Source organism: Aliiroseovarius sp. B-4 (assembly GCF_056857795.1).
The window spans coordinates 211,704-225,377 of sequence record NZ_JBSXNV010000035.1; the positions used below are offsets into that span (position 1 = coordinate 211,704).

The 13,674-nt window shown below is 59.5% G+C and carries 11 protein-coding genes; 7 read left to right on the forward strand and 4 right to left on the reverse strand.

Annotation, left to right across the window (positions count from 1 at the left end; translation table 11 throughout):
• Window positions 1-14: 14 nt before the first annotated feature.
• The 3 genes from AC13C8_RS08925 (at window position 15) to AC13C8_RS08935 (ending at window position 4,163) form a co-directional block, all read left to right on the forward strand.
• A complete protein-coding gene (locus AC13C8_RS08925) occupies window positions 15-983 on the forward strand; it encodes a TAXI family TRAP transporter solute-binding subunit (protein ID WP_482847077.1) in 969 nt (322 codons plus the stop codon).
• Window positions 984-1,119: 136 nt separating this feature from the next.
• Window positions 1,120-3,732 carry a TRAP transporter permease gene (locus tag AC13C8_RS08930; RefSeq protein ID WP_482847078.1) on the forward strand — a complete coding sequence of 871 codons (2,613 nt, stop codon included), beginning with the start codon at window positions 1,120-1,122 and terminating at the stop codon, window positions 3,730-3,732.
• The gene (locus AC13C8_RS08935; protein ID WP_091428738.1) at window positions 3,729-4,163 is read left to right on the forward strand and encodes a universal stress protein; all 435 of its coding nucleotides are present in this window, start codon (window positions 3,729-3,731) and stop codon (window positions 4,161-4,163) included. The genes AC13C8_RS08930 and AC13C8_RS08935 overlap by 4 nt, the downstream gene beginning before the upstream one ends.
• A 53-nt stretch (window positions 4,164-4,216) precedes the next feature.
• Here AC13C8_RS08935 and AC13C8_RS08940 read toward each other — a convergent pair whose 3' ends face one another.
• A complete protein-coding gene (locus AC13C8_RS08940; protein ID WP_482847079.1) occupies window positions 4,217-5,665 on the reverse strand; it encodes a sensor histidine kinase in 1,449 nt (482 codons plus the stop codon).
• Window positions 5,665-6,399: a response regulator transcription factor gene (locus AC13C8_RS08945; protein WP_091428742.1), complete on the reverse strand. Its 735-nt coding sequence runs from the start codon at window positions 6,397-6,399 to the stop codon at window positions 5,665-5,667. Before AC13C8_RS08945 ends, AC13C8_RS08940 begins: the two co-directional genes overlap by 1 nt.
• Before the next feature lie 221 nt (window positions 6,400-6,620).
• Between AC13C8_RS08945 and AC13C8_RS08950 the strand changes: the two genes are divergently transcribed.
• The 4 genes from AC13C8_RS08950 (at window position 6,621) to AC13C8_RS08965 (ending at window position 10,790) form a co-directional block, all read left to right on the forward strand.
• Complete coding sequence (locus AC13C8_RS08950) at window positions 6,621-7,865, forward strand: ABC transporter substrate-binding protein (RefSeq protein WP_482847080.1); 1,245 nt, start codon at window positions 6,621-6,623, stop codon at window positions 7,863-7,865.
• A gap of 63 nt (window positions 7,866-7,928) precedes the next feature.
• The gene (locus AC13C8_RS08955) at window positions 7,929-8,801 is read left to right on the forward strand and encodes a carbohydrate ABC transporter permease (RefSeq protein WP_091428745.1); all 873 of its coding nucleotides are present in this window, start codon (window positions 7,929-7,931) and stop codon (window positions 8,799-8,801) included.
• On the forward strand, window positions 8,794-9,687 hold the full coding sequence (locus tag AC13C8_RS08960; RefSeq protein WP_091428747.1) for a carbohydrate ABC transporter permease: 894 nt from the start codon (window positions 8,794-8,796) through the stop codon (window positions 9,685-9,687). The genes AC13C8_RS08955 and AC13C8_RS08960 overlap by 8 nt, the downstream gene beginning before the upstream one ends.
• A gap of 5 nt (window positions 9,688-9,692) precedes the next feature.
• Window positions 9,693-10,790, forward strand: coding sequence for an ABC transporter ATP-binding protein (locus tag AC13C8_RS08965; protein WP_482847081.1), 1,098 nt, complete (start codon window positions 9,693-9,695; stop codon window positions 10,788-10,790).
• 4 nt (window positions 10,791-10,794) lie between these two features.
• On the opposite strand, the gene AC13C8_RS08970 is transcribed toward AC13C8_RS08965, so the two are convergent.
• Both AC13C8_RS08970 and AC13C8_RS08975 read right to left on the reverse strand, forming a co-directional pair.
• Window positions 10,795-11,772 carry an aldose epimerase family protein gene (locus tag AC13C8_RS08970; RefSeq protein ID WP_482847082.1) on the reverse strand — a complete coding sequence of 326 codons (978 nt, stop codon included), beginning with the start codon at window positions 11,770-11,772 and terminating at the stop codon, window positions 10,795-10,797.
• On the reverse strand, window positions 11,769-13,670 hold the full coding sequence (locus AC13C8_RS08975) for a beta-galactosidase (RefSeq protein ID WP_482847083.1): 1,902 nt from the start codon (window positions 13,668-13,670) through the stop codon (window positions 11,769-11,771). Before AC13C8_RS08975 ends, AC13C8_RS08970 begins: the two co-directional genes overlap by 4 nt.
• Window positions 13,671-13,674: the final 4 nt, after the last annotated feature.

Consider the following 13,674-nt stretch of genomic DNA (forward strand, 5'->3'; position numbering starts at 1 on the left):
AAGGGAGTATAGTGATGTTGAACAACTTCAAAATGGCATTCGTGGGGTTCGCGGCAAGCGCGATGATGGCCCCGGCCGCGATGGCCGAGGAGTTCATTACGATCGGCACCGGTGGTGTGACGGGCGTGTATTACCCGACAGGTGGCGCGATTTGCCGCTTGGTGAACAAGGGACGCAAGGAACACGGCGTGCGCTGCTCGGTCGAGTCGACGGGCGGTTCTGTCTACAACATCAACACCATCCGCGAAGGCGAACTGGAATTTGGTGTTGCCCAGTCCGACTGGCAGTACCATGCCTATAACGGCACATCGCAATTTGAAGAAGCTGGCCCGTTCGAAGGGCTGCGCGCTGTATTCTCGGTTCACCCGGAACCCTTTACCGTCGTTGCGCGCGCGGATTCAGGTATCAAGACCTTTGAGGATCTGAAGGGCAAACGCGTCAATATCGGCAACCCAGGTTCCGGCCAGCGTGGCACGATGGAAGTGTTGCTGGAAGCCATGGGCTGGACCACCGGCGACTTCGCCCTGGCGACCGAATTGAAAGCGTCCGAGCAATCGGCGGCGCTGTGCGACAACCAGATTGACGCCATGGTCTACACCGTCGGCCACCCTTCGGGATCAATCCAGGAAGCCACCACCGCCTGTGATTCCGTGTTGGTCGAGGTGGCGGGTGATGTTGTGGACAAGCTGGTTGAAGACAACTCGTTCTATCGGACCGCCACCATTCCGGGCGGTATGTATCGCGGCAATGATGAGGACACCAAGACCTTCGGCGTCGGCGCGACTTTCGTCAGTTCGGACCAAGTGTCGGAAGATGCGGTCTATGCTGTGGTGTCGTCGGTCTTTGAAAACTTCGAGGATTTCAAAGGGCTGCACCCCGCCTTCGCCAATCTTGACCCGAAAGAGATGGCAACTGCTGGTCTGTCGGCCCCTCTGCATCCGGGCGCTGCGAAGTATTACAAGGAAAAAGGTCTGATCGAGTAACCTGATCTGGACAAATCTTTTGGGGGTGGTGCGCTGCCTCCAAAATCCTGACCCGGCGCAAAGATCGGGCATGTGACGAAGAACGGAACCAGTGTGGGCTGCCGCCAGAAACCCCGTGCAGCCAAGGGAGGGACAGATGTCCACGAAGGAAGAACGCGCACTCAGCGAAGAAGAGTTACAGGAGCTGGTTGCGGCCAGCGATACCGGCGCCCGCAGCCCGCATGGACCGGTTGGCTTGATGATTGCCGTGGTGGCGCTGATCTGGTCGATTTTTCAGGTGCTTCTGGCCTCGCCCGTGGCGCCCTATGTGTTGCCCGGAGATCTGATCAACAACGCGCGTCAGATACACTTGGCCTTCGCGATCTTTCTGGCTGCCATGGCTTACCCTTTGTTCAAGTCCAGTCCACGCGATTACATCCCTTGGTACGACTGGATTCTTGGCGTCGGCGGCGCGATCCTCGCCATGTATGGATATTTTTTCTATGAGAAGATCGTCGGCAATGGCGGTCTGGCGGACGATACCGATGCGATGATTTCATTGATCGCGCTGGGTTTCCTGTTCCTTGCCGCCTATCGGACCCTCGGCCCTGTCATGGTCGCGTTGGCTGTCGTTTTCCTTTTCTATGTCTTCTTTGGCTCGTCCGAGGTTGTGCCCGACCAGATCCGCTGGGCAGGCGCGAGCTTGCGTAAAGCGATGAGCCATATGTGGATCACATCCGAAGGTGTCTTTGGCATCGCGCTGGGCGTGTCCACCAAGTTCGTGTTCCTGTTTGTCCTGTTTGGTGCGTTGCTCGACCGGGCAGGGGCGGGGAACTACTTCATCAAGATGGCGTTCGGCGCACTGGGCCACCTGCGCGGCGGGCCTGCAAAAGCCGCTGTTGTCGGTTCGGCCGCGACCGGTCTTATTTCCGGCTCGTCGATTGCCAACGTCGTGACCACCGGCACGTTCACCATCCCGCTGATGAAGCGTGTGGGCTTCTCGGCTGAGAAGGCAGGCGCGGTCGAGGTTGCCTCGTCCGTCAACGGACAAATCATGCCGCCCGTCATGGGGGCTGCGGCCTTCCTGATGGTGGAATATGTCGGCATTTCATATGTCGAGGTGATCACACACGCCTTCCTGCCTGCTGTCATTTCCTACATCGCACTGGTTTACATCGTCCATCTTGAGGCGGTGAAAACCAAGATGCCGACCATTGGCGACCGGGTGGTGTCGATGGGCAAAACCATCGGCGGCATGTTCGCCTTCTTCGCGGGCTTTGCCATCCTTTGCTATGCAACCCAATATCCGGTGGGTTGGATCACATCGCTGTTCCCGTCGGGGTCAGGTTGGGTTTTGTCGATCCTGCTTTTCGCGATCTATATTGCGCTGATCTATCTTGCCTCAAAGGTCCCGGATCTTGAGCTGGATGACCCAAATGCAGCGGTTGTCGAACTGCCGGACGTGGCAAAGATCTACAAGTCGGGCCTTTACTACATGCTGCCGATCATCGTTCTGGTCTATTTCCTGATGATCGAGCGGAAATCGCCCGGCCTGTCGGCCTTCTGGGCCACCTTCCTGCTGTTCGGCATTCTGCTGACACAGAAATCGCTGAAAGCCATGTTCCGAGGCGAAAGCGATGTGGTGGCGCGTTTGCGCGAAGGGGTGAAAGACCTGATCGAAGGCATGATCGACGGTGCGCGCAACATGATCGGCATTGGTCTGGCCACGGCCACGGCGGGTATCATTGTGGGCACCGTGTCACTGACCGGGATTGGTCAGGTGATGGCAGATTTTGTCGAGTTCCTGTCGGGCGGCAACCTGATCCTGATGCTGGTCTTCGTGGCGATCCTGTCGCTGATCCTTGGGATGGGCTTGCCGACGACGGCGAATTATATCGTCGTGTCCTCGTTGATGGTGTCGGTCGTGGTCGAATTGGGCGCGCAGTCCGGGCTGGTCGTGCCACTGATCGCAGTGCACCTCTTCGTGTTCTACTTCGGGATCATGGCGGATGTGACGCCACCTGTGGGGCTGGCGAGTTTCGCGGCAGCGGCGGTGTCGGGAGGTGACGCGATCCGCACCGGCTTCACCGCGTTTTTCTATAGCCTTCGGACGGTGGCCCTGCCGTTTGTGTTCATCTTCAACACCGACCTTCTGCTGATCGACGTGACGATAACGCAGGGCATTATCGTCTTCATTGTCTCGACCATCGGTATCCTCGTCTTTACGGCAGGCACGATGGGCTGGTTCCTGACCAAGTCGCGCATCTGGGAGACCGTGGCGCTATTGGTGGTGGCCTTCGCGCTGTTCCGGCCAGGTTTCTTCATGAACCAGATCCAGCCGCCTTTTGAGGAAATTCCGCCCGCACAGTTCGCAACAGCACTGGAAGATGCGTCGCCGGGTGATCAACTGCGTGCGGTGATCCGTGGCCCGGACTTCGACACGTTGGACAGCAAAGACCTGACCGTCGTGTTTGATGTGCCGGACGAGGCTGACGCTCAGGCGCGGTTGGACGGGCTTGGCTTAGTGCTGGTCCCGGAGGGCGATACGATCAAGCTGGACGAGCCGATGTTCGGCACCTTCCTGTCCGAAAAGCTCGCATCGTTTGACTTCTATGGCGATGAACCTGTGCAAATCGCGGCGGTTCAAGCGCCGTCCAACCAACTTCCGAAAGAGCTGATCTTCATTCCGGCGCTGCTGCTGCTGGCCCTTGTGGCCTTCCTGCAATCACGTCGGGCCGAAGATGAAACACCGCAAGGAGAACTGGCATGATCAAGACAATTCTTTGTGCCGTGGACATCAACCGACCTGATGAAGAAAAAGAGGTGCTGACCACTGCATCCAAACTGGCCGAGGTGGAAGGGGCGCAACTGGACGTCATCACCGTGGTGCCCGATTTTGGTATGTCGGTCGTGGGGGCTTACTTTCAGGACCATCAGGTTGAGCCTGCAAAAGAAAGGGCCATTGAGCTTCTGAAAGAGCTGACCAAAGCGACGCTGGGTGCGGAACAGGATGCCAGAGTGCGCCATGTCGTGGCGGTTGGAACGGTATATGAAGAAGTTCTGCGCGCCGCCGAATTGGGCGCTGCCGACCTGATCGTGATCGGTGCCCACCGTCCCGATCTGAAGGACTACCTTCTTGGCCCGAACGCGGCCCGCGTGGTGCGCCACTCGGATTGCTCCGTCTATGTGGTGCGCCACTGATACGTGATTGGGTTGTCCGGCTCCACTGGTGTCGGGCGACCCCTACACCTCGATCAGGTTCGTTGGATGGAAAAAAGCGCCCGCAGCCCTTTTGCCCCGGTTTCGAACCTCAGCGTGCCACCGTGTTGGTTGGCGACCGTTGCGACAATCGTCAGCCCCAATCCGAAACCTCCGACGTTAACCGCGTTTTCGCCGCGCTCGAACGGAGCCATCATGCGTTCAATATCCGCGACCGAGTAATCTGATCCTTCGTCTTCAACGATGATGGTTGCCGTCTCGGCATCTGTTTGCAGCTCGACCAGGGCACGCCGTCCGTATTTCAACGCATTGTCGATAAGGTTTGCAATCGCCCGCTGAAGCGAGATTGGGCGCGCCGTCACCAACACACGACGTTCGTCGGGCATCTGGCTGTGACCACGACGCGACATAAATACCGATGCGCCACCTTCGATGACCACCGGATCCTGATGGCGTATCGAGACGGGGCTGCCCGTGTCTTGATAATCCGCCACCAACGCCTCGATTAGCGATGTGAGAGACAACTGGCGTGGTTCCTCGGCGTTGATTTCTGACCTTGTATAAGTCAGGACGCTTTCGATCATCCCCGTCATCTGGTCGATATCCGCTTCCAGCTTGCCGCGCAGGGCAGCGTCAGGGATGAGCGCCGCGCGCAGCCGCAACCGCGTGGCAGGCGTGCCCAGATCGTGGCTGACGCCCGACAAGACCATGGCGCGCTGGGCAAGCTGCGCGCGCTCGGCCTCCAGATAGGAGTTCACAGCGGCCACTATACTGCGCAGTTCGGTCGGCCCCTCGATGTCATAGCTTTCGGGGCCACCGACACGACGGCGAACACGAAGGGCTTGCGCAAAGTTTTCGAAGCTGGACGTGGTGTTGCCAACATGGGTCAGAAGTGCTGCCAAGGCGATGATTGCAGCAATCGCGGCGGGCACGCGCAGATCGGCCGGCGCCGTGTTGCAGCCCCAGATGTCAGTGCCATCAATACGCTGCCAAGGTTTGTCGGCGAAGCGGGCAAAGATAACCGGCTCGCTGCAATAGGTGGCCAGAAGGCGTGTCAGTTGACCAAAACGTCCGGCCGGAATGGGGTCGCTGCTCGCCACGATATCCGAAATCGGATAGACCAGTTCATCGGACACAATCCCAAGGGTCAGAACCGCCCGATCCGTCGGTGACGCGGGTCTGGTCAGGATCGACATATTGGTGACGTAGCCGGGCTTTGGCGTGTCGGGCAGCCGTGTGAAATCGCCCATCGTGGCTGTCGCAGTGTCCTCACGTGACAACGGCGCGATAGAGATCTGATCACCCGGTGGCACGCCAAGCCGCAACGCTTCATAAACTGTGAACCCTGCCGCATAGGCTTGCGACAGGTGCCGATCCCAGGCGCGCACCGATCCCAGCCAAAGAGTGGCAGAAGCAATACCGGCCACAAACGCCAACGCAACCCACACTCCGCCGACACGCCGCAAGGAAAGACCGCGCGACATCAATTGCCCTTCACAGACACATCGACCGTGAACACATAGCCCGTGCCTCGTTCGGTGCGCAGCATCAGTGGGTCCTTTGGGTTTTTTTCGATCTTCGACCGAAGCCGCCCGACCAGAACGTCAATGGCGCGCCCGGTGGCTTCGGGTTGGTTGCCGTCGCCGGTTACGTCCAGGGCCGCGGCGATTTCCTCGCGCGTCAAGGGTATATGGGGATTTGCGAGCAGCACCTGCAACAGCGCGGTTTCGCGTTGGGACAAGGCGACCTGAAACCCTTCCGGCGACAGCACTTCGTCGCGCTTGCCATCGTAGATCCACCCCCCGAAATGAAAGACCGACACGCGACGGCGATAGGCCAGCGACGGCGTGCGATGGGCGCGAAGCAGCACGGCGCGCACCCGCGCCAACAGAAGTTGCGGATTGAACGGTTTGGCGATGTAATCATCCGCCCCAACCTCGTAGCCGGCCATGCGCTGATGATCGGCGGACAGGGCCGAGACCAGAATGATCGGAACATCCTGTTCGCTGCGCAAGCGGCCACAAATCTCGACCCCGTTTTCATCACCCAGCATGACGTCCAGAAGGATCAGATCAATCCGTCCGGCTTCAAGATGACCCCGGATTTCCTTTTCGGATGCGGCTGGCAGGGCGATGAAACCTTGCTGCCGCAGGAACTGAGTCATCATGGATCGCATGTCTGCATCGTCGTCGACAACAAGAAGACGTGGAATGGTCACTGGTCAATCTCTCCCTCCGGTCGGGACCGGCCCCTTGGTGCAGCCATTGTAACAACCGGCAACAGAATCAAGAATTAGGTAACAAGCTGTAACAGATCGGCGGAAAAACTGCATTGCGGCGCGGATGTGGCTGCGGTTGACCGTTGCCGCGACTCGGCTCTGGGGCGCATGCTGTCGTTATCGCCGCCGAGGAGGGTGGCAGATAATGGGAGGATTTTAAGATGAAAAGAACCGCTTTCGCGGCCGTATCCGCATTTGCCTTCATGACAAGTAATTTGGCTCAAGCCGAACCACAAGCCGAAGTGCTGCACTGGTGGACTTCGGGTGGCGAAGCCAAGGCCGTTGCTGTCCTGCAGGAAGAATTCGCTTCCAAAGGCGGCACCTGGACGGACATGCCGGTGGCTGGTGGTGGTGGAGATGCTGCCATGACAGCCCTTCGTGCCCGCGTATTGTCAGGCAATGCACCCACCGCCGTTCAGTTGAAAGGCCCTGCCATCCAGGAATGGTATGAAGAAGGCGTGCTGGCCGATATTTCGTCGGTGGCTGATGCGAATGGCTGGGCAGATGTGCTGCCTGAATCAATCGCGAACCACATGAAGTGCGAAGGCACATGGTGTGCAGCCCCGGTCAACGTGCACCGGATCGACTGGATTTGGGCCAATGCGGATGTGTTGGATGCCAACGGCATCGCCATGCCGACCACGTGGGACGAATTCAACGCCGCCGCCGACAAGCTGTTGGCCGCCGGTGTCATCCCCCTGGCCCATGGCGGGCAGGCTTGGCAGGACGCAACGGTCTTTGAAGCCGTGGCGCTTGGCATTCTTGGCCCGGACGGGTTCAAGAAAGCTTTTGTCGATCTGGACACCGACACCCTGACGTCGGATGGCATGATTGCCGTGTTTGACCAGATGCGCAAAATGCGCGGCTATGTGGACGAGAACTTCTCGGGTCGTGACTGGAACCTTGCCACTGCGATGGTCATGAATGGCGAAGCTGCCTTCCAGATCATGGGGGACTGGGCCAAGGGCGAATTCCTTGCCGCTGGCAAAGTGCCGGGCGAGGACTTCCTGTGTCAATCCACGCCAGGGGATGGTTTTCTCTACAACGTGGACAGCTTTGCCATGTTCAAGGTGGATGGCGACGACAAGAAGGCCGGGCAAGACCTGCTGGCTGAGTTGATCGTCGGGAAGAACTTCCAGAAGGTGTTCAACCTGAACAAAGGGTCGATCCCCGCCCGTGTTGACGTCGCGCTTGATGAATTCGACAGTTGTGCGCTGACCTCGTCTGCGGACATGAACGCCAGCGCCGCCAATGGCTCGCTTCTGCCCAGCTATGCTCACGGAATGGCGCTGCGCGGTGCGCAGGCCGGTGCGATCACCGACGTTGTGACCGCGCATTTCAACTCGGACATGTCGTCTGCTGACGCTGTTCAGATGCTGGCCGACGCTGTCGCCAACAGCATGTAAAACCGACCACTTCGTCCCCTCCCACTTCCGGGCAGGGGGCGAAGCCATCCGGGGATAGATCTGATGACAAAATGGCTGGAAACGCACCTGCCCAAGATGGTGCTGGCACCTTCCTTCATCGCCGTTCTCGTTTTTGTATATGGATTTATTGCCTGGACGGCGTGGGTCTCGTTGACCCGTTCGCGTCTGCTGCCCAAATACGAAATCGACGGCTTCATACAATACGAACGCCTGTTTGCCTCGCCGCGCTGGGATACGGCGATGAACAACCTGTTCATTTTCGGTGCCCTGTTCATCATCATCGCCATGGTTCTCGGGCTGCTTCTTGCCATTCTTCTGGATCAGAAAATCCGCACCGAGGGCATGATCCGCACCATCTACCTTTACCCCATGGCGCTTTCGATGATCGTGACCGGCACCGCATGGAAATGGATTCTAAACCCCGGTTTGGGTATTCAGGCGACCGTGCGAAGTTGGGGGTTTGAGACCTTCTCGTTCGACTGGTTGGTCAATCCCGACTACGCGATTTACACAATTGTGCTGGCTGCCGTCTGGCAAAGCTCTGGCTTCGTTATGGCCCTGTTTCTGGCAGGTCTCCGGTCCGTGGATGAAGAGATTATCAAGGCTGCGCAGGTGGATGGCATCCCCACATGGCGCATCTATTCGGCGATCATCATCCCGTCGATGGGGCCGATCTTCATGTCCGCTTTCATCGTGCTTGCCCACCTTGCGATCAAGAGCTTCGACCTTGTGATCGCGTTGACGGGTGGCGGTCCGGGCTATGCGACGGATCTGCCCGCAACCTACATGTATGCGATGGCGTTTTCGCGCGGTGACATCGGTCAGGCGGCAAGTTCGGCCATGATCATGATGTTGGTCGTGTTCACCATTGTCGTGCCTTACCTCTATTCGGAACTGCGAGCCAAAAATGACTGATCTTGCCTATCCTTCCGCAAAGAAAAGCGGCGCGCTCGGAAAGATCGTTTTGCGCTGGTTGCTCTACACTCTGCTGGGTCTTTTCGCGCTTTACTATCTGATGCCGCTTTTCGTGATGGTCACAACCTCGCTGAAAAGCCTCGAAGAAATCCGCACCGGAAGCCTTGTGGCTCTGCCGCGTGAAGTCACGTTCGACGCGTGGAAAACCGCGTGGTCCGGTGCCTGCACCGGTATCCAGTGCGAGGGGCTGCGCCCGTATTTCTGGAACTCGGTGATGCTGGCTGTGCCAGCCGTCGCGATCTCGACCTTCATCGGCGCGATCAATGGCTATGTGGTGGCACAGTGGCGGTTTCCCGGCGCGAACATCATCTTCGCGCTGATGTTGTTTGGCTGCTTCATCCCGTTTCAGGTGGTCTTGCTGCCGATGGCGCGTCTGTTGGGGCTGATGGGGATCGCGGGCACCATTCCGGGGCTGATATTTGTCCACGTGATCTATGGAATCGGCTTCACGACGCTGTTTTTCCGCAACTACTATGTCTCGATCCCGTCGGAACTGACAAAGGCGGCCAAGGTGGACGGAGCAGGGTTCTTCCGCATCTTCTGGTCGATCTTCCTGCCACTTAGCCTGCCGATCATCGTTGTAACCGTCATCTGGCAGTTCACACAGATCTGGAACGACTTCCTGTTCGGGGTGTCCTTCAGTCAGGCCGGCACGCAACCCGTGACCGTGGCCCTGAACAACATCGTGAATTCGACCACCGGCGTTAAGGAATACAATGTCGACATGGCCGCCGCGATCATCGCCGCTGCGCCGACGCTGCTTGTCTATATCGTCGCTGGCAAATACTTCATCCGCGGACTGACCGCGGGCTCTGTAAAGGGATAAGACCCATGGCACCCATTCTTGAAATCAAGAACCTCTATAAGAACTATGGTCCGGTTGAGATCCTGAAGGACATCAACATCGCGATCGAATCCGGCGACTTCCTTGTGCTGGTCGGCCCCTCGGGCTGCGGAAAATCCACGCTTTTGAACTGCATCGCGGGGCTTGAGCCGATCACCGGCGGCGATCTGATGATAGGCGGTAAAAACATGACTGATGTCAGTCCCAAGGACCGCGACATCGCGATGGTGTTCCAATCCTATGCGCTTTACCCGACCATGAGCGTCGCCAAGAACATCACCTTTGGGATGAAGGTGCGCGGTGTCGATCAGGCAACCCAGACGCGCAAGCTGAACGAAGTGGCCAGTCAGTTGCAAATCGAACAGCTTCTGAACCGCCGTCCCGGTCAGCTGTCCGGTGGTCAGCGGCAGCGTGTCGCGATGGGCCGGGCGCTGGTGCGTGATCCCAAGCTGTTCCTGTTTGATGAACCCCTGTCGAACCTCGACGCCAAGTTGCGGGTCGAAATGCGGTCCGAGATCAAAAAACTTCATCAGACCCTTGGCGCGACGATGGTTTACGTGACCCATGACCAGATCGAGGCGATGACGCTGGCCACCAAGATCGTGGTCCTGAAAGGCGGGGTGATCCAGCAAATCGGATCGCCCGCCGAGATCTACAACAAGCCTGCGAACCTGTTTGTGGCCGATTTCATGGGCTCGCCTGCGATGAACCTGATCCCGGCCAAGGCGCGGGCAGGCGGCGCGGGTGCGCAGATCGAGATTGCGCGCGGCATCGGCGAACCCCTCGTGCTTGTGGACAAGCACGCGCCTGCTTTGCCTGAAGATGTGATCCTGGGCCTGCGCCCCGAAGACATCGCCGAGGCAGGGTTTCGTGCCGGTGCGGATGTGCAGGACGCCACGTGCCTCGTGGACATGGTCGAACCCGCCGGGGCGGACACTTACGTCGTGTCGGAACTGGGCGGCAAACAGGTTACGGCACGTCTGCACGCCGAAACCGTCGCGACACCGGGCGAGATGCTGAACCTGTCCATCGACATGAGCAAAGTGTCCTATTTCGCACCGGACAGCGGGCAGCGACTGAACTGATGTTTCAACGCATCGTGAAGCCGAAAACCGATTGCGCCCGATAGGTTTTGCCCGGGCGTAAACCGGTTTGTCTGTGCCACGGCTGGTTCGGCGCGTCGATCCAACGATGCGGTTCAAGCGCGATGCCAGCCCGCCTGCCATAGCTGCGCCCCTCCAGCCCACCTTGTGTCACGCTCAAGCCCGATCCGTCATAGACCTGCACCCCTGGCTCGGTGGTGTCGACGGACATCGACAGGGTGTCGGTGGACAGCTCGGCCACCCTGCGCAACGGTTGCGCGGCGTCGCCGAGACAGAAGTGGTGATCGAGACCTTCGGGGATCGTCGCAGCGCGGGTGAGGTCCAGCCCCAGTGTTTGCGCGTGAACGGGGCCTGCAATCGGCAACCCCTTCTTTACTGGTAGCACATGTTTGGTGGCGACCGACAGGCGGTGCTGGCCGATGTCAGGCGATCCGTCGAGGTTGAAATAGATATGCGGCGCCAGGCTGCACACGGTCGGGGCATCCGTGGTTGCGGTCAGGGTCAGCGCCAGACTTGTGCCGCTCAGCCGATAGGCCGCAGTGGCGGTCAACTGCCCCGGAAACCCCATATGCAAATGGGGCGAGGTATGGCTGAGTGTGACGTGGCCTTGCGAATGATCCATAATCTGCCAGTTCTGGTGACTGAACCCGTCGCGCCCTCCGTGCAGGCAGGTCGTGTCGCCCTCGTTGCGGTCCAGCACGAAGCGACGCCCGTCAATTGTGATCGCGCCCGCTGACAAGCGGTTGGCCACCCGCCCCACCACCGCGCCCAGATAGGCCGGGTTGGCGAGGTAATCGGCAGGATTGTCATAGCCCAAGATCAACGGATGCTGGACACCATCCAACCGCAGGTCTTGCAGGCTGGCACCAAGGGTCAGTATGCGCGTGCGCAACCCGTCCGATTGCAAGGTGACGGCGTGAACAGGCGCGCCGTGTCGATCTATCGTGTTCAGGGCCTCGATCACAACGCGTGTCGCAGCACGTCGGCCGGGCCCAGAGGCCCGTGCGGAGTGTTGATGGTTTTGGTCGTATGGTTGAACCAAAACTCCTCGGTCGCGGTTTTGCGACAACGCAACCCTTCGGGCAGAGATAGAATGTCCAGCCCAGTGCGTTCGGCCAGCAGGGCGATCAGACGGTCCAGCCCCGTATCGTCCAGCCATCCGCCGCAATAGATCTGCCTCCCTCGAGCCAGCACCACGGCCCCCCCCGTGTCGGTGATCAAAAGCCGCTCGGCATCGCCTTCGATTTCTTCGAAATAGTGCTGGACGCTACCCCGACCGCTCAGCCCGATGGGCATATCGGGCCGCAGGCTTTCAATGCGTGAAACAGTAAAGCTCAAGCCCGAAATCGCCGGAGGCAAAGGGGTTGGAATGTTGAAAAACTGATCGCGTGCCGCCGTGCGCGGACCATAGACGACCTGTGCGTCGGTTGTTGACAAGGCGGATGCGAGGTCTGGATCCAGATGGATCAGGCCGGGGGCCAATACCAGGGCATAGCCATCAAAGTTGCGCGTATCGGGGGACAGAATATCCACCGACAGGCCCGCCCGTCTGAGCGCGCGGTAGTGATCGAACACCAGCCCGAAATAGCTTAGCCCCACCCCATGCGGCTGCGTGGCCCACGCCCAATCCGCCTGATAATCGAAGATCAGCGCAACGGGCGCTTGCGAAGGCTGCACGGTTGAAGCGTCATCAAGCTCTTCTGCGACCTGCCGGGCTTCGGCTAGGCCGGGGGCCTCCTGACTGTCGGGACGCAACAGGCCCGCGTGCAACTGTTCCTGCCCAAACGGGGCCTGCCGCCAGCGGAAATAACATACGGCTTCGGCTCCGTGGGCGAAGGCCTCCCACGTCCACAGGCGCACCATGCCAGGCAGGGGGGCAGGGTTGTAAGGTGCCCAGTTCACCGGGCCCGGCTGTTGCTCCATCACCCACCAGCGTCCACGCCCCACCGCGCGGTAAAGGTCATGGTGGAACGCCTGAAAATCGGGGTCGCCTTGCCGGGCAAAGGCGCGTTGATGGGTGGCGGAGGCCCCCACGCGATCTTCCAGAAAGCCAAGGGGATAGCTGTCCCAGGTGGCGATCTCAAGATCCGCGCCGACCACGAAATGGTCGAAATCGGTGATCCGCCCCATGTAGTTATGCGAAATCGGCGCGTCCGAGCGGGGCCTGATTTCATCCACTTGCGCCCGATTGAACGCAACCACCATGTCAGAGCTATAGCGCCGGAAATCCATCACATGGGCGGGGTTGGGTTCGGTCACGGTCAGGTTGGGCAGGTCGATCTGGTCGAAGCTGGCATATTCCATGGACCAGAACACATTGCCCCATGCGCGGTTCAGCGCGTCAACCGACTGATATCGCTGCGCCAGCCAATCGCGAAACCCGGCACGAGCCGCGTCGGAATAGGAAATCGTGGTGTCGTGACAGCCATATTCATTGTCGATTTGCCACGCAGCGACATGCGGATTGCGTCCATAGCGGTCGGCCATCAGGCGGGCAATCCTGCGGCTTTCATCGCGATAGCCGAGATGACTGAAACAGTAATGCCGCCGTGACCCGAACCTGCGTGGGCGGCCATCGGCGTCGACGGCCAGCATGTCGGGGTGGCGGTCGACCATCCAGCGCGGCGGCGTGGCGGTGGGGGTGCCCAGCACGATGCGCAGTCCGGCCGCGCCCAACACATCAAGCGCGCGGTCCAGCCAATCCCAATGCAGATCCCCGGGTGTGGGTTCCAGCCGCGACCACGAAAACTCGCCGATGCGCACCCATGTCAGGCCCGCACCGGCCATGCGCCGGGCGTCGTCCTCCCACATTTCCGCGGGCCAGTGTTCGGGATAGTAGCAGGTGCCAAGCGTGCGTTTCATGAGG